A 21358-nucleotide genomic window follows, 5' to 3' on the forward strand; every position below is an offset into this window, starting at 1 on the left:
TCCTATCGCGAAAATGCCAGGAGGCCGGGCCCCCTTCCAGAAAGGAGACCCGGCCTCCGCGCCGTCACGACGCAAACCTGCGGAACCGGCAAACCACAACCGACCCACGCACCTAGAGGAAGGTCGGCTGGAAGTAGCCGAGGATCTCCGGCGTGCCGTCGGCGGCGGTGAGGGCCTGGCCCGTGGCCGGGTTCATGTTGTGGATCTGGAGTTTCCAGGGCAGGTCCGTGGGTTCGCCGTAGAGTTCGTTGTTGAACCAGTTGCCCCACCGGCCCAGGCCCTGGGCCAGGAGAAGGCCGGGGGCGGCCGCGTCCGCGAACGCAGTGAAGGGCACTCCGGCGCGGCGGGCCCCGATCAGGGCTCCGACGAGTCCGAGGGCGACGGCGCCCCAGATCCCGAGGCCGCCTTCCCAGATCCGCAGCGCACCCCCATGGGTCTTTGCCCGGGCCGAAGTAGAACTGGTTGTCGGTGATGACGTGGTAGAGCCGGCCTCCGATGATGCCGAAGGGCACAGCCCAGGCCACGATGTCCAGGGTCTGGGCGGTGGTGCCGCCGCGTTCACGCATCCGGCGGGCGGAGAGCCAGACGCCGACCGCGATGCCGGCCAGGATGGCGAGGGCGTAGAAGCGGATGGTCAGCGGCCCGAGCGAGAAGGCGCTGACCGTGGGGGAGGGCAGGAACAGTTCTGCGACAATCGGGGTATTCATGGTCGGGCTCCCTTATTTGAGGTAGGAGAAGACGCCCATCATGCCGCGTTCGGCATGGTAGGCGGTGTGGCAGTAGGCGAACCACTGGCCAGGGTTGACGGTTTGTTTAGGCCGGAGAATGACGGTCTCTTTGCGGGAAGCGGCCCGAACCTCTGATAGCCCCCAGGCAAATACCCCCTGGTCCAGAACATCGCCTGCAACCCGGTGGAGCGCATCACCGGGTTGCACCGGGCAGGCATGGCTTTACACCACCGTGCCGGCGCAGCACGTCCGGGATCTGATTGTCGCCGCCCATGCACAGGAAGTCACCACCTGGACAAGGAACTGGCTGAACGGGACACCATGATCGGTGAGCAGTTTGGCCGGACACTGTCCGCCCGGTCCCTGCAGAAGTTGGGGCTCCCAACATGGGTGAGGATGGGTGATGGTAGGCCTTCCTGTATCAGCGTGCTGGTTACCCGACGTGCGGTCCGCTGAGGGCAGCCCACGCGAGCCCTGCGCCCACCGCCAGGGCCAGGATCATAACCGAGGCGGTCACGGCGGTCCTCCCGGCCCAGGGCTGCGGAGTGAAGTCGCCGGCGCCGGGGGAGTCCGGTGATGCGGTCCGGAACGCCGGTGCGAGCCAGCGCAGATAGTAGAAGAGGCTGATGACGGTGTTGACCGCGGCCGCAACGGTGAGCCACCAGAAGCCGCCCTCCCACGCCGCCGCGAAGACCGTCAGTTTCCCGAGGAACACCGCCGTGGGCGGGGTGCCCACCAGGCTGAGCAGCGCCACCACAAGGGCCACGGCGTGCCACGGGCGGGCTGCCGCCAGGCCCTCATAGGCGCGGAGTTCGCGCCGCCGCGGATACGCCCCGATCACGGCGAACGCGGCCAGGTTGCTGACCGCGTACCCGGTGAGGAACACCACGAGCGAGGGCAGGGCCAGCGGAACCGACCCGGCCACGGCGACGGGCATCAGCAGGTACCCGGCCTGGCTGACGGTGGACCAGCCCAACAGACGCCGGGGGTTCGTCTGGGTGTACGCCGCCAGGTTGCCCAGTGTCATCGTGAGCACGGACAGCAGGGCGACCAGCAGCGGCCAGCGCACCGAGCCGGGCATCACCTCCAGCAGCCGGTAGGCGGCCAAAAAGCCGCCGATCTTCGGCACGGTTGTGGCGAACGCAGCCGCCGCGGTGCCGGCGCCCTCGGCGGCGTCGGGAACCCAGAAATGCCCCGGGACCGCACCCGCCTTGAACATCAGCCCCGCCAGGACACCCACCAGCCCGACCCCGACGACGGCCGGCGCGGCAGTCGACAGCCCGCCCCGGAGCCCGGCGTACGACGTCGTCCCCGAGACCGCGTACAGCACCGTCACGCCGAGCAGCAGCAGGATCCCGAACAGGGCTCCCAGCAGATAGGTCTTCAACGCGGCCTCCGCCCCGGCCTTGGTGCCGCCGATCCCGATCAGGGCGTAGAGCGGGATGCTGGCCAGCAGGAACCCCGCGGCGAGCACGAGCAGGTCGGCCGCGCCGGACAGGACCACCGTGCCGAGGGAGGCGAGCAGGATCAGGGCGTACGTTTCGCTTTCCCGGGCGGTGCCGAAGTCGAGCGCCACAGCCTCGCCCGCAAAGTCCGAATGTGCGCGGGAGCATCGACAGATGAGGCGGAGTTCGTCCGCCGGGCACGGCAGGAGGGCGTGCTCGTTCGTCCCCGCTACGCGGCCGGCCGTACCGACGTCGTGACCGGATACTCCGTGGCCGAACGCCCGTGCAAGGGAGAGCGCGCCGTGTGGTTCGGCGGCAACTCTTTAGGGCGGGACCTGGCGTTGCCCAAGCTTCGGGCTGAGTGGGAGAGCACCCCGGATTCCGCGGTTTCCGCTGTCGCGGAATGGAACGCTGCGGCGCGCAACCGCCGGCCGGTAAGCCCGGGCAGGGAGACGCTGCAGCCGTCGGCTGAGCTGTGGAACAAGTACGCCAATGATATTCACGCGCTCCGGGAGAAGCTGGCCACCACCGGCCATGATGATCATGCCGCGTGGGCGCAGGCAGCCCGCGAGACATCGGCTGCGTTTGGTGCGTGGTCCAGGCGGATCGAACCGACGCCGGGACCGCTGGCGGACGCCGCCAGGGAACTCGCCAAGTCCGCCCAGCTGCGCCGTTACCCGTTATGCCCGGCAGTGTCCTTGCCGTCGGCGCGCGGGGCCACCATGATTCTTCTGGCGGCCACGTCCAAGAGCGACTACGCCGCCTACGCATTGATGTTCCGGCAGCTTGCCCAGACCGCCCGGGCCATCCATGACATGCACAAGGCCACAGACGATCTCCGCCGCGTTCGAGGCCTTGCCTCCGCCGTCAGGGCGGCCAGCAAGGTTGTCGAAGCCAGCGCCACCGCCCAGACACTCAAGGCGCAGCCGATGTCGATGGAGACGCTGCGCCAACAGCACCCGGAGGCTTCCGAGGAAGCCCTGAGATCGAGGCTCCTGGTCGAACGTTCACGAGGCGGCTCACCACTACCTCCCGTTCTGACGAAACCAGATACGGCTCAGCTCCAGGCAGCACAGTCACGGACCGAAGAGACTCACCGGCAGAACAATCCAGGCATCGAGCCATAGGGGAAGAGCATGAGCGAAGCAGACGGAATGGAAGATGCAGTAGACGGTGCGATGCGTACCGGGCTGATGGTAGCGGCCCGCATCGGAGAGCAGCTTGCCAGGATGCGCGAACAGGAACAGCGCACCATCGCCGCAGCAGAGGAACAACGAGCCCGTGAGCTCCAGGAACGCTTTGACGCCCAGCGCGCTGCAGCCCGGGCCCAGCTGACGCCGGTAGGCCGCGAGGACTGGTGGGACAAAGCCACTCCCGAAATGATCGAACGGGTTCACGAGACCGCCACGGCATGGAAGGCCTACGACCCCGAAGCGGCCCAGGCCTCCGAGAAAATCAGGGACCAGGTGCAAAGCCGTTACGGCATCGACGTGGATAACACCGGAGCGGACGAGGCATCCGTTTCCGAGTCCCTCGCCCGGGCACAGCAGACCCGCTCCGAAGCGGAGAGCGAACGGACCAAAGCATCGGCCGCGCGCACCGAGGCTTCGGTGGCAGGCGCTGCCGTTGCCAGCGCCGACCGCCAGGACCGGGAAGACAGAAGCGAACCGGCATGGGACACCGCAGAACGACGCCAGCAGCTGGCCCAAAGCCTGGAAGGCAAGGGCGACCGCGAAGCCGTCAATGCCCGGCTCCTGGCAGACAAGCACCAAGGCACCCATCCCCGGGCCGCCGTCGCCCAGAAACCGTCAGTGGCCAAGACATCAAAAATGGCCAAGCAGAACGGCAAAGACAGGACACTGGAACGCGGAGGACTCGAACGCTGAGGTCCGCATTTACCGAAAAGGAGGACCGCCGTTGGCGATCCTCCTTTTCTATTTGCCAAGTCTGTGCATTCTGGGGTGGCTTGTGAAAAGTGAAATATCCGACGCTTAGGTTTTGCGGATCGTCGTGGTGGCCTTTATTTGGCGGGTTTATTGTGGTTGGGGCGTGGCCAGGTCTAGCCCCCGGTGAGGTTGATGTAATACCAGCCCAGGGGCGGGCGGAACCGTAAGAGGGCCGGGTCCGTGGTGCTGCCGTCGCTGTCCAGGGTGTTGATGATCGTCTCTTGTGTGTCCCGGATCGCAGAACTCGGGCAAGGACCGCGGCTAGATTCATGGGAACGAACGATTTCACCCACGAAAGGGCCGCTCCGATGAAGGCAATACTTAATGGCATCGTGCTTGCGGAAGCACCCCGGGACGAGTTGGTCAAGATCGAAGGGAACTGGTACTTCCCGCCCCGGAGCGTCGACTCCGCACTGCTTATTGCCAGTGCAACGCCGTACACCTGCGGGTGGAAGGGCCGGTGCCAGTACTTCAGTGTCAACGACGGCGGCGGGAATCTACTACCGGACCGCGCCTTCAGCTACCCCGATCCGTATCCGGCGTCGCTGGAGCGGGTGGGCCAGGATTACAGCAACTACGTCGCATTCTGGAAAGAAATCCAAATCACCGAATAGCAAGGGCCGAGGTCCTCCACCGGCCGGGTGCCCCTGTCTGACGGGATCCGACCAGAGACCGGGCAGCGTGCCATCCAAGAGGGCGCAGTCTGATCTACCCCGTGCACCGACGTATTCACAGAGACTGGAAGGCATGAGCATGCGGAGTGGGAGACTGGAATTCCCGGGATCACAGGGGGTGCTGCTGGCGGCCCGGTTGGATGTTCCGGAATCAGCACCCCGGGCGTATGCGTTGTTTGCGCACTGCTTCACGTGCAGCAAGGATGTCGTGGCGGCGGCCAGGATCTCCCGAGCCTTGACCGATTTTGGCATCGCCGTCCTGAGGTTTGACTTCACCGGTTTGGGCCAGTCGGGTGGCGATTTCGCCAACACCAATTTCAGCTCCAACATTGAGGATCTTGTCCATGCGTCAGATTTCCTGCGCGAGCGCTTCGCGGCCCCGTCGCTCCTGATCGGGCATTCCCTTGGCGGCGCGGCGGTGCTCGCCGCAGCCCACAGCGTCCCGGAGTTGCGGGCCGTGGCAACCATCGGGGCGCCGGCGGCTCCGGATCACGTGGCGCATCTGCTGCGGGGCAGCCGCACGGAGATCGAAGAGTGTGGTGAAGCCGAGGTGCAGCTCGCCGGGCGGACATTCCGCATCAGACGCCAGTTCCTCGATGACATCGCCGCCCAGCCCCAGACCGAGCGCATCCGCCGTCTTGGCGCAGCCCTACTGGTTATGCATTCACCCGTCGACGCCACCGTAGATGCGGAAAACGCGCGCCGCATCTACGAGGCCGCGCGCCACCCGAAGTCCTTCGTAGCACTCGATGGCGCAGACCACCTCCTGACGAAGCCTGCGGATGCTGTTTTCGCTGCAACGATGCTCGCCACCTGGGCCAGCCGCTACGCCTTCGCTCCGCTCCCCGAATCGGTGCCGGCCCCTGACGAGGTGCCGGTGCCGAAATTGGCTGACCCGGCGGAAGGATTCGTTGTGGTCTCCGAAAGCGGCACCGGCGCCTACGCCCAGCATGTGCAGATGGGACGGCATCGGCTTACCGCAGACGAGCCCGAACCTGTCGGCACGGACACCGGACCGTCCCCGTATGATTTCCTGCTGGCCGGCCTGGGTGCCTGCACCTCGATGACGGTGAGGATGTATGCCCGGCGCAAGAACTGGCCTCTGGAGAAGGTGACCGTGTCGCTGAGGCACTCCCGGATCCACGCGAGGGACTGCGCAGGCTGCGAAACCGGGACCGGGCAGGTGGACAGGATCGAACGGGTCATCCGCCTGGATGGTGACTTGAACGAAAGTCAGCGTCAGAGGCTTCGGGAGATTGCCGACAAGTGCCCCGTACACCGCACCCTGCATTCAGAAGTCCTCATTGACACCGTCGCGTGGACCGGGGCAGACCCGGCGGCCCGCAGGGAACCGGCCGGCACGGGAGGGCGCCGCTGAGCGTCCATACCGTCGGCTGCCCTCCGGGTCCGCCTGGACGGCGAAGATGGAGGCACAGGGTCCCACAGCTCCCGGTCGTGGCAGGGACCCGATTTTTCAGAAGTAACGGATTGATGATGGTAAGGAGATTTCGTGGCTGAAGAAGTTGATGTTGTTGTTATTGGGATGGGTCCGGGCGGTGAGGCCGCTGCCGGCGAGCTCGCAGAAGCGGGCCTCTCGGTCGTGGGAATCGAAGGACGTCTGGTTGGCGGGGAGTGCCCTTACTACGGCTGCATTCCGAGCAAGATGATGATCCGGGCCGGTAACTCTCTGGCGGAGGGCCGGCGCATCCGCGGTCTCGCCGGGGATGCCGATGTCCGCCCGGAATGGGGACCGGTGGCGGACCGGATCCGCTCGGAGGCCACCGATGACTGGGACGACAAGGTCGCCGTGGACCGTTTCACCGGCAAAGGAGGCAGCTTTGTCCGTGGCCGGGGGAGGATTACCGGGCCACGGACGGTCAGCGCCGCCGGCCGGGAGTTCACCGCCCGCCGCGCCATAGTGATCAATACCGGCACGGAACCGATGATTCCTCCGATTCCGGGTCTGGCCGATGTACCGTACTGGACCAACAGGGAGGCCATCGCCGCCACCGAGGTCCCGGAATCCCTGATCGTCATCGGGGGAGGGGCGATCGGCGCGGAACTGGCGCAGGCATTCGCACGCTTCGGCACCCGCGTCAGCATCGTGGAAGCCGCGCCGGGCCTGCTGCCCCCGGAAGAGCCCGAGGCCGGCAAGCTCCTCGAGGGCGTGCTGCGCGAGGAGGGCATCGACGTCCATGTGGGGGCACGGATAGAAAGCGTCCGGCACTCCGCCGGCATGTTCACCGTCGATTTCGGCGGTTCTACCGTCGGTGCCTCCCGGCTTCTGGTCGCGGCGGGCCGCACCACCAACCTCGAGTCCCTCGGGGTGGCCGCCCTGGGCCTGGATCCGGCCGCCCGCTTCCTTGACCCGGATGGGCACATGCGGATTGCCGACGGCGTCTACGCCATCGGCGACATCACCGGCAAGGGCGCCTTTACCCACGTTTCCATGTATCAGGCATCCCTCGCCGCCGCGCACATCCTGGACCATGACCCGGCCCCGGCCGAATACCATGCGGTTCCTCGGGTAACGTTCACCGACCCCGAGATCGGTTCCGTCGGCATCACCGAGGCCCAGGCCCGCGGGAAAGGCCTGAACGTCCGTGTCGGTCTCACGGACCTGGCCACATCCGCACGGGGATGGATCCACAAGTCCGGAAACCAGGGATTTATCAAACTCATCGAAGACGCCGATCACGGGGTGCTCGTCGGTGCGACATCCGCCGGACCCGCCGGGGGAGAGGTCCTCGCGGCCCTGGCGCTTGCCGTCCACGCCCGGATTCCGGTCAGCACACTGCGGCGGATGATCTACGCTTATCCGACCTTCCACCGCGCCATTGAAGACGCACTGGACCGTCTTGAGTGAATCAGGCAGGGTGTACCGATGACCAGCGAGCCCATCGCCAACTACGCCATGCTCTCCGATTGCCGCTCCGCCGCACTGGTGAGCGCCGCGGGTTCGGTGGACTGGCTGTGTTTCCCCCGTTTTGACAGCCCCTCGGTGTTCGGACGGATCCTGGGCGAGGACGCGGGCTGCTGGTCGATCCGGCCTGCGGCCCCACACTCCTCGACCCGCCGGTACCTCGGGCCCACCATGGTCCTAGAGACGGTCCACACCACGGCCGACGGGACCGTGACAGTCACCGATGCCCTGGTCCTGGGGGACGGGACCCGGGGCCACGAACTCGGCGCCGGGGCGCCCGGAACGCTGCTGCGGCAGGTTGCCTGCATCGACGGCGAAGTCGAGATGGAGGTGACGTTCGCGCCGCGGCCGGAATACGGCCTGGTCCGGCCGCTCCTTGAGGACACAGCCGGCGGAATCTTGGTCCACGGCGGGGCCGATGTGCTGGCCTTTTCCACCCCGGTACCCTTCGAACTCGAGGGAGGCCAAGCGCAGGCGAAGCCGGTCCTCCGTACCGGAGACGTTCTGGGATTCGCCCTTCACCACCGGAACACCGGGCCGGTACCTCCGGCGTTCTGGAGCCAGGAGGACATCGCCCGCCGGCTTGAGGACACGCTGGAGGGCTGGGACAGCTGGTCGCAGCTGCATCAGAGCTACGTCGGACCCTGGCAGGACCTGGTCGCTTCCAGCGGCAGGATTCTGCAGGCACTGACGTTCTATCCGACCGGCGCGATCGTCGCCGCCCCGACGACGTCCCTGCCCGAGGTCGCCGGCGGCACCCGGAACTGGGACTACCGGTACACCTGGATCCGGGATGCCAGCATGACCCTGCAGGCGCTGTGGGTGGCCGCGTGTCCGGACGAGGCCGGGAAGTTTTTCCAGTTCCTCGCGACGGCTGCCGCCGGCCGGCTGAGCAGCGGCGACGAGCTGCAGATCATGTACGGGATCGGCGGTGAACGGGACCTGACCGAACGTGAGCTGGCCCACCTTCCGGGCTGGCGCGGAAGCGCCCCGGTGCGGGTGGGCAACGGCGCCTGGGACCAGCGCCAGCTCGACGTCTACGGCGAACTCCTCGACGCCGCCGCGACCCTCCCGGAGTACCTCAACGATCTGGAGCCCGGGACGCGGCGGTTCCTTGCCGATGCGGCCGACGCCGCAGCATCGCGCTGGCAGTCCACGGATCAGGGCATCTGGGAGGTCCGCGGCGCACCCCGGCACTACCTTCATTCAAAGCTGATGTGCTGGGTGGCCGTGGACCGGGCCATCGGCCTCGCCGGAATCCTGAACGCGGAAGACAGGGTTCCGCACTGGGTTCAGGCCCGGGCGCAGCTCGCCGACTCGATCCGGATGAACGGCTGGAACGGGAGAGCCAACGCCTACACCCAGGCCTACGGCTCCGAGGACCTGGATGCTTCGGCGCTGATGCTATCCATCGTGGGTTTCGTGCCCGCCGATGATCCCCGGATGCTGGCAACGATCGACGCCATCGAGAACCGGCTCACCGACAGCCGGGGCCTGGTCTACCGGTACCAGGTCGACGACGGGCTCCCCGGGGAGGAGGGAACGTTCCTGCTGTGCACCTTCTGGCTGGCCCATGCCCTGGCCCTGGCCGGGCAGACCCGGCGCGCCCGGACCGTCTTCGAACGGGCCGCGGGATTCGCCACCGATCTGGGCCTGCTTGCCGAAGAAGTCGCGCCGGACAGCAGCGAGTTGCTCGGAAACTTCCCGCAGGCCTTCAGCCCTATCGGCCTCGTCAACGCTGCCTGGGCCATCCGCACGTCCGAGGACGAAGCCCGGCCGCCTGCCGCCGGCGCCGGGGACGCCCCGTGACGGGTTCTGTTCCAGGCAGCCGGCGCCGGGCGGTGATTCGGCTGGGAATACTGGTGGTTCTCGTGGCCGCCGCTGCCGTGGCGGCACTGGTGTTTCCGCTCCCGCCGGTCGAGGAAATCCGGAACTATTTCGGCACCACGGGTTGGTGGGGGCCGGCAGCGTTCATCCTCGCATATGCCGCACTGACGCTGGCACCGGTGCCCAAAAATGTCCTCTCAGTCGCCGCGGGGCTGGTCTTTGGTTTTGCCGGCGGCATCGCCGTCGTCTTTATCGCCGCAATCCTGGGTTCCATTATCGCGTTCTGGCTGGGACGCTGGCTGGGCCGGGAAGCGGTGGAGAAATTCACCGGGGCACGGGTCGAGAAAGTCGACCAACTGCTGCGGCGGCGGGGACTGGCGGCCGTGATCGGTGTCCGGCTGGTGCCCGTGCTGCCGTTTACGGCCATCAACTACACCGCCGGGCTGACCTCGATCCGCTGGTGGCCCTACTTCCTCGGGACCGCGATCGGCATCCTCCCGGGGACGCTGAGTTATGTGACCCTGGGTGCGTTCGGCCTGCAGCCGGGATGGCAGCTCAGCCTCGCGCTCGGGGCCCTCGGTGTGCTCACTGTGGCCGGGCTGGTGTTCGCGGTCCGACGGCGCCGGAAGGACAAGCCCTCCGATGTTTGATGCCCGGTTGCGGCGTGCCATGGCGCCGGCCCTGGGGCGGGCCGCCGGCTGGCTGGACCGGCCATGGATTACCCCTGACAGGCTGACGGGCCTGAATCTGGTTCTTGGCCTCGCCAGCGCGGTCCTGGCGGCGGTGCAGTGGTGGTTGCCGGCCCTGGCCGCGTGGCTGTTGTGCCGGGTCGCCGACGGCCTCGACGGCCCGCTGGCCCGGCGCCGGAACCTTCGCGCGGGGATTGAGGACACCGGGCGGGGCGGGTTCTGGGACATCTGCGCCGATTTCATCGTCTACGGTGCCACGGTGGTCGGCGTCGGGGTCGGGGCGACAGCGGGGTTCGGTGCCCCGTGGCTGCCGTTCCTGCTGGTCCTTTTCGCCTATTACATCAACGGCACGGCGTTCCTGGCGTTCTCTTCGATCGCCGAAAAAACCGGCCGCCAGCTCAGGGATGGCCGGTCCTTGTCGTTCCTGGGCGGCCTGACCGAAGGCGCCGAGACCGTGGCCGTGCACAGCCTCTGGCTGATCTTCCCGGGCGCCGCGTGGGAAATCGCGTCCGTCTGGGCGCTGCTGGTCACGGCCAGCGGCGTCCAGCGGATCGTCGCCGGCTACCGGTCCCTGCGGTGAGGGACGGACCGGTCCAGCCAGCGGCGCCGGAACCAGACCAGCGCCGCCATGGCACGGCGAATCAGGGGGGAAGCTAGGCGTTCCCCGACGTCGGCGACGGCGGCGTTCCAGACCCCGTCCGAAAAGGTGGGGTAGGGGTGGGTCGTTCCGGCGATGTCGGACGTTGTCATCCCTTTCTGGATTGCCAGGGTCAGTTCAGCCAGGGATTCACCGGCCCGCGGGCCCACGATGGTACCGCCCAGGATTTTTCCCCGTCGGTCCACGATCAGCCGGGTAAACCCGTCCGTGGAGTCCTCCGTCACAGCCCGGTCCACATGATGATGCCGCACCGTACGGGCTTGGTGCCGCCCGCCGTCGGCCGTGGTGAGCCCGACGGCGGCCACCTCGGGGGACGTGAACGTCACCCGCGGCACGGTGGCGCTGATTTTGCGGTTGAGCCCGAGGACCGCGTTCGAGGCGGCCACGGACGCGTGGACGCCGGCGAGGTGGGTGAACCGGGGGTTGGCGGTCACATCACCCGCGGCCCAGATGAGCGGGTTGGAGGTCATCATCCGGGTGTCCGTGATCACCTGGCCGTCCTTGTCCAGGCTTACCCCGATCCGTTCCAGGCCCAGACCCGCGGTGCGGGGAGTGCGCCCGGTGGCCAGCAGGACCGTGTCGGTGTCAACGGCAGCGCCGTCCCGAAGCCGGAGCCGGGACCCGGCGTCCGTGGTGACCGCGTTCTCGACGGTCGAGTTCTCCAGGATGCGGACACCATCGGAGGCCAGGCTCTCCCGGACAAGGTCGGCGGCGTCGGGATCTTCCTTGGGAAGGATCCGGGAGCGGACGATCATGGTGACCTCTGATCCGAGGCGGGCGAAGGCTTGTCCGAGTTCGCAGGCGATCGGGCCGCCGCCGACAATCGCCAGCCGCCCCGGCAGGGCCTCCAGTTCCCAGATCGTGTCCGAGGTCACGGTGACCCCCGGGTCCAGGCCCGGGACGCCGGAGCTGACCGGTGCCCCGCCGGTGGCGATCAGTGCCTGCCGGAAGCGGATCGTCCTGCCCTCAACCTCGGCCACCCCGGGGGAGCGGAACGTCAGGGTGCCCCCGATGACTTCAACACCGGCGGCTTCGAGTGCCGCCGGGGAGTCGACGGGTTCGATGGTGTTGATCGCGGCGAAGATGCGTTTCCGGACCGCGGCGAATTCCGGCCGCTGTCCGGTCAGTGCGCGTGCTGTGATGGCGTGGTCGGCTGCCGACAGGAGGGTCTTGGACGGCACACATCCGGTCCACAGGCAGTCGCCGCCGGTGCGGGCCTGTTCGACCAGGAGGATTCGCGCTCCGAACCCGGCCGCCGTTTTGGCGCCCACAATTCCGGCGGTTCCGCCGCCGACCACCAGTAAATCAATGATCCGGTTCCCGACTGCCATGATTGACTCCTCGTGAGTGATGTTGAATGCAGGACAAAAGCGCCCGCCGCTCTGGTTTTGCGCGACCGTGCCGCTGCGGCGGATCGAACCTGAAGGAGCCCGCCATCCGCGATAAATACACGCTGTTTGCCCCGTTTTATGATCTGCTCTCGGGCGAATACCCTGTCTATCATGCCGGACGGGTGCTCGGCATCGGCGCACTGGCCCCGGCAACGGGCCAGCAGGTGCTGGACATCGGCTGCGGAACGGGGCTGAATTTTCCGCTGCTGCAACAGCGCGTTGGTGCCTCCGGGACCATCGTCGGGATCGACCGCAGCGCCGAAATGCTCCACCAGGCGCGGCGCCGCGCGGAGGCGCGCGGCTGGGAGAACGTGATCCTGCTCCAGGCGGACGTGGTGCTGCTGGATCCCGGGGCTATCGCTGCCCGCATCCAAAAGGGCGGGGGAGCGGCGGTTTCGGATGCAGCCCTGGCAACGTATTCGCTGTCCCTGATGGGGGACTGGCAGCAGGCCTGGACGAACATGACCGGGCTGCTGGCCGCCCACGCGCGGGTCGGGGTCGTGGATATGCAGGACCCGGTCGGATGGGCGCGGTGGCTCACCCCGCTGGCACGGCTGGCCTGCGCGGTCGGAGGATCCGACATTACCGCCGCGCCCTGGCAGGCTGTGGAGGAACGCTGCGTCAATGTCGTCCGCGCCTCGGCCCGGGGCGGACACCTCCAGATCCGGGCCGGAAAGATGAAGCACGACGGATGAGCCCCCGCGCCGTTCACATCCGTGGCTCTACCGGAGCGCAGTGCGCAGCTGCCGATATTTGTTGTGCTGTGTAGTGCAGATTACTGAACGGCATCATGGCCTGGCCATACCTTGAAGGCGTCAGCAAAACCTCTTTCATGGAAGGTCGCCGTCATGGCTTCTGCATCAGCTCTCCCACACCGCACGTCCACCACTGGTCTGGGCGGGCGTGTAACCGCCGGGGCCGCCGGGGGTATCGCCGGCGGTATTGTGTTCGGCGTGCTCATGGCGATGATGGGCCTGCTCCCTGTCATTGCGTCCATGGTCGGCTCCAGTTCGGCCGTGGTCGGGTTCGGCGTCCATTTGATGATTTCGGTGCTGATCGGGCTGGGCCTGACAGTGCTGTTCGGCAACCGGTTCCTGACTGCGTATGGCCGAGGCGCCCTCGTCGGGCTTGGTTACGGGGCCATCTGGTGGGTCCTTGGTCCGCTTATGATCATGCCGGTCATGATGGGCATGCCCTTGTTTGCCGTTGACCTTACCGCTCTGCTGAGTCTGATGGGGCACATGATCTATGGCGTTATTCTGGGACTGGTGGCGGTCCGCGTCCTCAAGAGCCGGGCATGACGGATTCCTGCCGGGTCGATGTGGGGGCCACCGTCTCCGGAGACCTGCGACCGTGGGCCCCGCGGCAACGAGAGGCCGACCCGCTCATGGCAGGACCCGCTGACCCCTTCAGCTGTTTGAATGAAGTTGATCTGTTCGCTGACCTGAGCGCGCAGGAGATCGCGGCCATGGACCTCATGGCCCCGGCCCGGCTGTTCCGCCGCGGGGAGCTGCTGTTCAGCCAAAGCCAGCCCGTCAAGGCGCTGTTCATCCTCAAGTCCGGCAGGGTTCGTATTTTCCGGGTCGCCGAGGACGGCAAGGCCCTGACGATGGCCATCCTGGAACCGGGCGCGGTATTCGGGGAGATGATGCTCGTGGGCCAGCGGATGTATGACAACTACGCCGAGGCCATCGAAGACGCGGCGATCTGCCAGCTCAGCGTGGACGAGGTCGAACGGTTCCTGCTCTCGGATCCGCGCATCGCCATCCGCATCTCCCGCCTTCTGGGCGAACAGGTTGCCCGCCTCGAAGAACGGCTGACCGACCTGGCGCTGCGGCCGCTGGCCGCCCAGGTGGCGTCTACCCTGCTTAAACTCGGTGACGCCGTTGGGCCGCCGCGCTTCGGGCAGGCCCGGACCATCCACCTGACCCACGAACAGCTCGCCGGCCTCCTCGGCGCCTCCCGGGAGGCCACCAGCAAGATCATGGGTGACCTCACGGCCAGGAGAGCCATCCGCCAGGGCCGCGGGCGCATCGTCATCCAGGACCGTGACATCCTTTACAAACTGGCCCGGAGCTCCTCATGATGACGGCCACGTTTCACGGCCAGGTGATCGCCCGCGCGGAGCAGACGGTCTATCTGGAGGGCAATCATTACTTCCCCGCGGAGTCCCTGGTGCCGGACACGCTTCAAGGCAGCTGGGTACGGACCCTGTGTTTCTGGAAGGGTGTTGCCCGCTACCACCACGTCCGCGCCGGGGACCACCGGGCACCGAACGCCGCCTGGTCCTACCCGCGGCCGACCCCCCTGGCACGGATGATCAAAGGCCACGTCGCCTTCGCCCCCGGCGGGGGAGTCATCGTCAGCGGCGACCGGCCCTGAACGCCCGCATCCGCGCCTGCCTGCTTCCCCCGCCCCACAGTTTTGTCCTGTCAATCCAAAGATAAGAGAGTATCCGCATGCCACGCATTCCCGCCCACACCGTTGCCACAGCACCCGAAGCCTCCCAGGGGATCGCCCGGAAACTGGAGCAGAAAATGGGTAAACTGCTCAACATCCATGCCGGGATGGCCCACTCACCGGTTGTGATCGCCTCCTACGAGGGGATGTCTGCCGCCATCGCGGCGCACGGCAGCTTTGACGCCCGCACCCGGGAAGCGATCGCCTTGGCCGTCGGAAACCAGAACGGCTGTGACTACTGCCAGGCCGCCCACACCCTCTCGGCACGCCGGGCGGGGCTGGACGACGGTCAGATTCTCGCGATCCGCGCCGGTGAAGTGGACTTCGATGACAAACTCGAAGCGATCTCTTCCGTCGCGCGGGAAGCCGCGGCCAGGACGGGGAACGTCTCCGATGCGACGTGGCAGGCGGCCCTTGACGCCGGCTGGAGTGCCGAGGAGCTGTCTGAGGCGTTCGCGCACATCGCGGCCAACCTGTTCACCAACTACTTTAACCACTACGCCGGAACCGAGCTGGACCTGCCCGCCGTCCCGGAACTGACTGCCTGAGACCCGCGAGCCGGCGGGAGCGGGCGTCTGCTCCCGCCGGCTCCATGCTCCCGGTATCCTTCAACCAAGTCCGCCAATTAGCCTCCACAGCAGCAGGAGTACCATGAAGATCGCAGCCCTCCTCCGGAGCGTCGAGCTCCTCACGCGTCCGGTCCACCCGGAGAGCAGGGCGGCGATGGATCAGCGCTGGGCCGAGCTGCCCGAGCACGTGAAGACCCCGGCGCAGCTGCTGGGACGGAGCGCGGTCGGCTGCGAAGGCACCCACGGCGTCTTCCCCAAATGCAACCTGACCTGCTCACCCTGCTACCACTCAGCGGACGCGAACAAGGTCCGGATCGACGGCGGCCACACCCTCTCTGAGGTCACAAAACAAATGGAGTTCCTGCGCCGGGTCCGGGGCCCCCGCGCCCACGCCCAGCTGATCGGCGGGGAAGTCAGTCTGCTCCCGGCCAGGGACCATGCCGCAGCCCTGGAGGCCATGCGCGCCAACGGCCGCGAACCGATGTCCATGACCCACGGCGACTTCGACTACGGCTACCTCCTGGACGTGGTCCTTGACGATGACGGCAGCCCACGGTTCAGCAAAGTGTCCTTTGCCGCCCACTTCGATTCCCTGATGCGGGGCCGCCGGGGAGCCGTGCGCCCCCGGAATGAAGCCGAACTGAACCCGTTCCGTGCCCGGTTCGCCGAAATGTTCGTCACCCTCAAACACGACCACGGGATCAGCTCCTACCTTGCCCACAACATGACCGTCACCCCGGCCAACGTCGACCAGGTCGCCGAGGTGACACACGCGGTGCTGGACATGCCATACGACATGCTGTCCTTCCAGCCGGCCGCCTACATTGGGGATGACCGGAGATGGTCTGAGGACTTCGAGGAGATCACCATCGACGCCGTCTGGTCCCGTATCGAAGCGGGCGCCGGCCAACCCATTCCCTGGCAAGGAACCCAGTTCGGGGACACCCGGTGCAACCGCACCGCCGTCGCCCTCAGCACCGGGACCGGTCTCGCGGCCCTGCTGGACCCGGACGACCCCCGGGACCTCGCCGCGCGCGACAGGCTCCTGAAAAACTACGGGGGCATGTATTTCGGCGGCACCCCGGCGTGGATCGTCGGCGCCAAAATTCTCCGGGCACTCCTGGCCCACCCGGACGACCTTCCTGTCATCGCCTCTTTTGCCCGCCGCCTCGTGCGCCGGGCCGGTGGCCTGAGTACGTTGGTATCCGCGGCCTTGCGCCGCCGACTGTCGTTCAAAACGTTTGTGGTGCACAACTTCATGGACGCCGCCGACGTCGGACCGGCCTGGGCACTGATGGAGCGCGGTGAGACCAGCGATGACCCGAAAATCCGGGAATCCCAGGAACGCCTCGGCGCTTGTATGTACGCGATGAGCCACCCCGAAACCGGGCGCCTGGTCCCGGCCTGTGTCCAGCACTCGACCTTGGACGCGGCAGAAAACGCCGGGCTGCGGAATATGCTGCCGCTCCGTCCCGTCAGGCCTGCGGGCAGAACCGGAACAGCGCAGCCGTGAGAACAGCAACCACACAGCGAAGAGCGCCTGACGGGACCGGAACACGAGGACCGACTGTGACCCTCCGCGCCAAAACGCTCCTGTCCGGTACCGCGGCGATCGCAACAGCCGCGCTGGCCCTGGCTGGCTGCGCCGCCCCTCCGTCCGCGCAGCCCGGGTTCAGCGGCTGGGATCAGGTCACCGCGGCCGCCCAGGGCCAGACAGTGCGCCTGTGGATGTACGGCGGCGACGAACAAGGCAATTCCTACGTCGACGGGACGCTCAAACCCGCGGCGGCGAAAGAAGGGGTCACGCTCGAACGCGTCCCGGTCGCCGATACGAAAGACGCCCTGAACCGTGTCCTGACCGAAGTGCAGGCCGGAACCCGGGAAGGTGGCGTCGACCTGGTCTGGGTAAACGGCGATAACTTCGGCACCGGCAAACAGGCCGGGGCCTGGTCCTGCGGCTGGACGTCGATGCTGCCCAACATGACACTCACCGCGGCGTCCGACCCGCTGCTGGCAAACGATTTCGGGACACCGGTCGAGGGTTGCGAAGCGCCGTGGAGCAAGGCCCAGTTCACCTTCGCGTACAACTCCGCCACCGTCACCGACCCGCCGAAGACCCTGGCAGGGCTGCTGGACTGGTCCCGGACCCATCCGGGCCGCTTCACGTACCCGGCGCCGCCGGACTTCACCGGTTCCGTCTTCACCCGGCAGGTGCTCTACAGTGTGTCCGGCGGATACGCTAACGTGCCGCCCGGATTCGACCGGAAAGCATTCGACAGGCTCACCCCGTCCTTGTTCGACACGCTCACCGGCCTTGCCCCGTCGCTGTGGCGCGAAGGGAAGACGTACCCGAAAACGTCCGGGGAGCTGGATGCCTTGTACGCCGGCGGCCAGGTCGATTTCACCATGACGTACGGCCCGGCCACTTTGAGCAAACTCGTCGCCGACGGCACCTACCCGGCGGCCACGAAAGTCCTCACCCTGGAGGAGGGCACGGTGGGGAACGCGAGCTTCCTGGCTATCCCGTCAACCTCCGGGCATCAGGCGGGGGCGATGGTCGTCGCGAACCTGGCGCTCTCACCGGAGCAGCAGGCTGCCAAAGCGGACCCTCGGGTCTGGGGGCAGTTCCCGGTTCTTGACCCGGCCGCGCTGAGCGCCGCGCAGCGGGCCATGTTCGAGGCCCTGCCACCATCCCCGGTGGTGCCCGCCTACGATGTGCTGTCGAAAAACGCCAACCCGGAACTTGCCGCCGCGTGGGTGCCGGAACTCGACGACGCCTGGCGTCGCCAGATCCTCACGGGCCGGTGACACCGTGTTGTTCGGCCGTGCCCCGATGAGCCCGCGCAGACGCCTGCCGGCGGCGCTGATGGCCGCCCCTGCTGTGCTGATAGCATCCTTCGTTGTTCTGGGCGGGCTGCTGACCGCGGCTGCCCAGAGCCTGGGCCTGCTTCCGCTGGCCGGCAGACCGTCACTGACTGTGGAGGCGTACACCACGGTGGCCCCGGACCTTCCGTCTGCCGTCGGCCTGTCCCTGGCCATCGCGGCGGCGTCAACCATCGCCGCCTCCGCCGTGGGGTTCACAGCGGCCCTGATCATTGTCCAGGGCCGCTGGTGCGGCCGGGTCGTTGCCGCCGTCAGTACCCTCACGATTCCTTTTCCGCACATCGTCGGCGCCGCGTCCGTCGGGTTGCTGCTCTCGGATTCCGGCTTGTTGTCCCGGCTGACCGGGGCGGGGGAGGCCTGGCCGCGGCTGGTTGGGGGACCCTTGTGGTTCGCGGTCATTGCCGACTACAGCTGGAAGGAATCAGCCTTCGTCGCCCTCGTCGTCACCGGCGCCCTGATCACCCGCTCAGCGGGCTATGACGAAACGGCGGCCCTCCTGGGTGCCGGCCGCCTCCGGCGGCTCCGTCACGTCCTCCTGCCGCTGAGCCTTCCGGCGCTGATCGTTTCCGCAACGATCGTCTTCGTCTACACTTTCGGCTCCTACGAGGTCGCCTGGCTGCTCGGCCGGCCCTATCCCGAACCTCTTCCGGTGATGGCGTTGCGGGTCTTCGGCTCGGCGTCGCTGACATCCCGGCCCGAGGCGGCAGCCCTCGCGATGGTGACCACGATCGTGGCGTTCGCGGCCGCCTCCGCCGTGTTCGCCCTCCTGAGGAAGATTCCGCTATGGCGGTGACACTCCCTCCGGGCCCGAGGACACCCTGGACGCCATCGCGCGGCGACGGCTCGGCCCTGCGGGTCTCCCGCGCCCCGGGCCGGGTGGGACGCACCGTACTGACCCTGGCGCTGGCCGTGTGGTTCCTCCTTCCCCTGGCACCGCTGGGACTGTGGCTGTTCGCGGACCGCTGGTCCTACCCGGCCGCCATGCCCGAGGCCTGGGGCTTCGACGGCGTCCGGTCGGCCCTGGCCCAGGGCGCGGTCCCGGCCTTCGCACGTTCCCTGGGCCTGGGCCTGGCGGTCAGCGCCGTCGCCACCCCGCTCGGCGCCCTGGCCGCCCGGGCCCTGACCTACCACCGCGTCCCGTTCCCCGCAGCCGTCAACGCTGTCCTGTTTGCTCCGCTGGTGCTTCCGGCGTTCGCGGCGGCCTTCGGGCTCAACGTGCTGCTCCTGAGGCTGCAGGTCCCGGCCCTGGCCGGGGTGATCCTAATCCTCAGCGTCTACGCCCTGCCCTACACGACTTACACCATGCGCGTGGCCTACGGGGCGCACGACCGTGGCTTTGAAGACGAGGCCCGCACCCTGGGAGCCACCCGCTGGCAGGTCCTTGCCCGGGTGCAGGTGCCGCTGCTCGCCCCGGCATTGGCACGCAGTGCGTTCCTGGCCTTCCTCATCGGCTGGAGCGACTACCTCATCACGCTTCTGGTCGGCGGCGGCGCGTTTGTCACCGTTCCCCTGCTCGTCGCTTCAGCCGCTTCCGGAGCGGGCAACGATTCCATCGTTTCCGTGCTGTCAGCGATGGCAGTCCTTCCGCCGCTGATCCTGCTGCTGGGTCTTGGCTTCTTCGCACGCAAACCCCCGGGAGATCTTTCATGAGCGGCACTCTGGTTATCGACGGACTCTCAAAGTCGTTCATCAACTCATCAGCGCCGGTCCTGAACGACGTCAGCCTCACCCTTGACGCCGGTTCATACACCGCCGTCCTGGGGCCGTCCGGATCAGGGAAAAGCACGCTGCTACGCGCCGTGGCCGGGCTCGAAGCCCCGGATGCCGGAAGGATCGTTCTTCGCGGCACAGATCTGGCCCGGGTCAGCCCCGAACACCGCGGGATGGCCATGGTCTCCCAGCGCCCGCAGCTGTTTCCCCACCTGAACGTCCTGGACAATGTCGCTTTCGCGGCGACGGTCCGCGGTGTCCGCCGACGGGCCGCCCGGGCCGATGCCGCGCATTTCCTGGACCTGGTGCAGCTGGAAGGATTCGGTCGCCATCCCGTGACGGCGCTCTCCGGCGGGCAGGCCCAGCGGGTGGCCATCGCCCGGGCCCTGGCCGCCCGGCCTGCCGTCCTGCTCCTGGACGAACCCTTCAGCGCCCTTGACCCGGAACTGCGCTCCACCATGCACGGGCTGCTGGCACAACTCCGGGATCGGCTGGCCCCCACCATCCTCATGGTCACCCATGACCGCGACGAAGCTGCCGCCGTCGCCGACCGCATCGCCCTCCTCAGCCACGGCAGGCTGCTCCAACACGACCGCGTCGACCTCGTGTACTCCCGACCCGCAACCCTGCAAGTCCACCGGCTCATGGGCGGCACGAACGAAATCACGGGAACCGTCCAGGACGGAGTGCACTACTCGGCACTGGGGGACCTTGACCTGCCCGCGGACACTGACTGGTCTGACGGTCCGGGTGTGCTGGTCATCCGCCAGGAAAGCCTCAGCATCCTGGACGAGGCCCGGGACCGGACAGGGCACGGCGTGCACGCCATCGTGAGGGACATCAGGGTGCTGGGGCCCCGCCGGCTGGTCACCGTTGACGCATCCGGCATCGCACTTCATGCCGAGGCGCCCTGGGGACGGTTGCTGCGCGTGGGCGATGACATCAGGCTCACCATCCCGCTATCCGCGCGCGCCGTTGTCCCCGGACTGCCGGGCACCAGCGGACCCACCGGCGCAAACGTCCCGGCAGTGATGGCAACGGGCAGAGCCTGAGCGTCCGCGGCCGTCGTGGTCATCGACGTCACCCATCATTGCACCCGGCAACTGCAGGAGTAGGAACATGAACATGAGACATCCCTTGACACGGACTGTTGCCCTGGCAGCAGGCACCCTGCTCACGCCGGGCTGGCCCGCCTGCGGCGCCTGCGCCGTACCTGCTCTACATGTGGGGGCGAGCGACCACCATCGTTCCTGCATCTAGGGGTGGGCCAGCGGGTTGTGTTTCGTCAACTTTAAGTCGGCCATTTCTGCTCTAGTAATCCTGCCACGTGGGCACGGGTTCCTGCCGTTTGGGCGTTAGCCCCAATGCCGTTCGGTTAGCGGCCTGGGTCCGGCGTCAAGGCTGTGGGAGATCGGCGTGTCACCGGGTTAAGTAGGCGTGGCTCCTGTTTGAGTA

Annotated in this window: 21 protein-coding genes and 1 pseudogene; 18 read left to right on the top strand and 4 right to left on the bottom strand. The window is 67.4% G+C overall.

The window, feature by feature from the left end:
* Positions 1-115: 115 nt before the first annotated feature.
* The 3 genes and pseudogenes from RCH07_RS17375 to RCH07_RS17385 form a co-directional block, all read right to left on the bottom strand.
* Positions 116-707: pseudogene (locus tag RCH07_RS17375) on the bottom strand (prolipoprotein diacylglyceryl transferase family protein); the annotation flags it as partial.
* Positions 708-719: 12 nt separating this feature from the next.
* Positions 720-935: a multicopper oxidase domain-containing protein gene (locus RCH07_RS17380; protein WP_326968739.1), complete on the bottom strand. Its 216-nt coding sequence runs from the start codon at positions 933-935 to the stop codon at positions 720-722.
* A gap of 226 nt (positions 936-1161) precedes the next feature.
* Positions 1162-2304 (bottom strand): NADH-quinone oxidoreductase subunit N, encoded by a 1143-nt coding sequence (locus RCH07_RS17385; protein WP_326968740.1) that lies wholly within the window; start codon positions 2302-2304, stop codon positions 1162-1164.
* 81 nt (positions 2305-2385) lie between these two features.
* Between RCH07_RS17385 and RCH07_RS17390 the strand changes: the two genes are divergently transcribed.
* The 8 genes from RCH07_RS17390 to RCH07_RS17425 all read left to right on the top strand — a co-directional run bounded on the left by RCH07_RS17390 (position 2386) and on the right by RCH07_RS17425 (position 10812).
* Positions 2386-3300, top strand: coding sequence for a hypothetical protein (locus RCH07_RS17390; RefSeq protein ID WP_326968741.1), 915 nt, complete (start codon positions 2386-2388; stop codon positions 3298-3300).
* Between the two features lie 9 nt (positions 3301-3309).
* Entirely contained in the window at positions 3310-4059 is a 750-nt protein-coding gene (locus RCH07_RS17395) for a hypothetical protein (protein WP_326968742.1), read from the top strand.
* A gap of 368 nt (positions 4060-4427) precedes the next feature.
* The gene (locus tag RCH07_RS17400) at positions 4428-4733 is read left to right on the top strand and encodes a DUF427 domain-containing protein (RefSeq protein WP_326968743.1); all 306 of its coding nucleotides are present in this window, start codon (positions 4428-4430) and stop codon (positions 4731-4733) included.
* Positions 4734-4872: 139 nt separating this feature from the next.
* The gene (locus RCH07_RS17405) at positions 4873-6171 is read left to right on the top strand and encodes a bifunctional alpha/beta hydrolase/OsmC family protein (protein ID WP_326968759.1); all 1299 of its coding nucleotides are present in this window, start codon (positions 4873-4875) and stop codon (positions 6169-6171) included.
* Positions 6172-6303: 132 nt separating this feature from the next.
* The gene (locus RCH07_RS17410) at positions 6304-7659 is read left to right on the top strand and encodes a dihydrolipoyl dehydrogenase family protein (protein WP_326968744.1); all 1356 of its coding nucleotides are present in this window, start codon (positions 6304-6306) and stop codon (positions 7657-7659) included.
* A gap of 18 nt (positions 7660-7677) precedes the next feature.
* Positions 7678-9525 carry a glycoside hydrolase family 15 protein gene (locus RCH07_RS17415; protein ID WP_326968745.1) on the top strand — a complete coding sequence of 616 codons (1848 nt, stop codon included), beginning with the start codon at positions 7678-7680 and terminating at the stop codon, positions 9523-9525.
* A 53-nt stretch (positions 9526-9578) separates the two neighbouring features.
* Positions 9579-10193 carry a TVP38/TMEM64 family protein gene (locus RCH07_RS17420; RefSeq protein WP_326968746.1) on the top strand — a complete coding sequence of 205 codons (615 nt, stop codon included), beginning with the start codon at positions 9579-9581 and terminating at the stop codon, positions 10191-10193.
* Complete coding sequence (locus RCH07_RS17425) at positions 10186-10812, top strand: CDP-alcohol phosphatidyltransferase family protein (protein WP_326968747.1); 627 nt, start codon at positions 10186-10188, stop codon at positions 10810-10812. The genes RCH07_RS17420 and RCH07_RS17425 overlap by 8 nt, the downstream gene beginning before the upstream one ends.
* On the opposite strand, the gene RCH07_RS17430 is transcribed toward RCH07_RS17425, so the two are convergent.
* Positions 10794-12221 (bottom strand): dihydrolipoyl dehydrogenase family protein, encoded by a 1428-nt coding sequence (locus tag RCH07_RS17430; protein ID WP_326968748.1) that lies wholly within the window; start codon positions 12219-12221, stop codon positions 10794-10796. The two genes, RCH07_RS17425 and RCH07_RS17430, sit on opposite strands and share 19 nt — an antisense overlap.
* A 26-nt stretch (positions 12222-12247) precedes the next feature.
* On the opposite strand from RCH07_RS17430, the gene RCH07_RS17435 reads away from it, so the two are divergent.
* From RCH07_RS17435 to RCH07_RS17480, 10 genes are all read left to right on the top strand, one after another.
* Complete coding sequence (locus tag RCH07_RS17435) at positions 12248-12976, top strand: class I SAM-dependent methyltransferase (RefSeq protein WP_326968749.1); 729 nt, start codon at positions 12248-12250, stop codon at positions 12974-12976.
* Between the two features lie 153 nt (positions 12977-13129).
* Positions 13130-13582 (top strand): hypothetical protein, encoded by a 453-nt coding sequence (locus tag RCH07_RS17440; RefSeq protein ID WP_326968750.1) that lies wholly within the window; start codon positions 13130-13132, stop codon positions 13580-13582.
* Between the two features lie 116 nt (positions 13583-13698).
* Positions 13699-14367 (top strand): Crp/Fnr family transcriptional regulator, encoded by a 669-nt coding sequence (locus RCH07_RS17445; RefSeq protein WP_326968751.1) that lies wholly within the window; start codon positions 13699-13701, stop codon positions 14365-14367.
* Positions 14364-14663: a DUF427 domain-containing protein gene (locus RCH07_RS17450; protein ID WP_326968752.1), complete on the top strand. Its 300-nt coding sequence runs from the start codon at positions 14364-14366 to the stop codon at positions 14661-14663. Before RCH07_RS17445 ends, RCH07_RS17450 begins: the two co-directional genes overlap by 4 nt.
* Before the next feature lie 77 nt (positions 14664-14740).
* A complete protein-coding gene (locus RCH07_RS17455; protein ID WP_326968753.1) occupies positions 14741-15289 on the top strand; it encodes a carboxymuconolactone decarboxylase family protein in 549 nt (182 codons plus the stop codon).
* 103 nt (positions 15290-15392) lie between these two features.
* On the top strand, positions 15393-16823 hold the full coding sequence (locus RCH07_RS17460) for a hypothetical protein (protein ID WP_326968754.1): 1431 nt from the start codon (positions 15393-15395) through the stop codon (positions 16821-16823).
* 56 nt (positions 16824-16879) lie between these two features.
* Positions 16880-18118, top strand: a complete 1239-nt coding sequence (locus RCH07_RS17465; protein ID WP_326968755.1) for an ABC transporter substrate-binding protein — start codon at positions 16880-16882, stop codon at positions 18116-18118.
* 25 nt (positions 18119-18143) lie between these two features.
* Positions 18144-18986: an ABC transporter permease subunit gene (locus RCH07_RS17470; RefSeq protein ID WP_326968756.1), complete on the top strand. Its 843-nt coding sequence runs from the start codon at positions 18144-18146 to the stop codon at positions 18984-18986.
* Positions 18977-19843, top strand: a complete 867-nt coding sequence (locus tag RCH07_RS17475) for an ABC transporter permease (protein WP_326968757.1) — start codon at positions 18977-18979, stop codon at positions 19841-19843. The genes RCH07_RS17470 and RCH07_RS17475 overlap by 10 nt, the downstream gene beginning before the upstream one ends.
* The gene (locus RCH07_RS17480) at positions 19840-20955 is read left to right on the top strand and encodes an ABC transporter ATP-binding protein (RefSeq protein ID WP_326968758.1); all 1116 of its coding nucleotides are present in this window, start codon (positions 19840-19842) and stop codon (positions 20953-20955) included. Before RCH07_RS17475 ends, RCH07_RS17480 begins: the two co-directional genes overlap by 4 nt.
* The last annotated feature ends 403 nt before the right edge of the window (positions 20956-21358 follow it).

This window comes from Arthrobacter sp. CG_A4 (assembly GCF_035985125.1).
In the GTDB taxonomy this organism is placed as follows: domain Bacteria; phylum Actinomycetota; class Actinomycetes; order Actinomycetales; family Micrococcaceae; genus Arthrobacter.